Genomic DNA, 442 nt, shown 5'->3' with positions numbered 1-442 from the left:
GTACGGCATATGCAGTAGAAACAACGAGTCAACAAAGTTCAGAAGCAGTAACAAGTACCACCGATTCAAGTAGAAAACAAGAACCAGTCATTACACAGGAAACAACAGACATCAAACAAGAAGCACCAAATCAGGCTACGAGTGACAGTGTCAAGCAGTCACAAGAAACCACAGCACCAACAGAGACGACGAATTTAGAAACGTCAATCGCTGAAAAAGAAGAAACGAGCACGCCGCAAAAAATAACAATTTTAGGTACGTCAGATGTTCATGGTCAATTATGGAATTGGTCTTATGAAGATGATAAAGAACTACCAGTTGGTTTGTCCCAAGTAAGTACAGTCGTTAACCAAGTCCGGGCACAAAACCCAGCAGGCACCGTTTTAATTGATAATGGCGACAATATTCAAGGCACTATTTTAACAGATGACTTGTATAATAA

1 pseudogene is annotated in these 442 nt (G+C 40.3%); it reads left to right on the top strand.

Features of this window, described 5'->3' with window-relative positions:
• Nucleotides 1–442, top strand: a pseudogene (locus ACU8YE_RS25365) (hypothetical protein); the annotation flags it as partial.

The organism is Ralstonia sp. VS2407 (genome assembly GCF_052950655.1).
The sequence above is the reverse complement of the archived record's forward strand: the minus strand, read 5'-3'. Positions and strand labels throughout refer to the sequence as shown.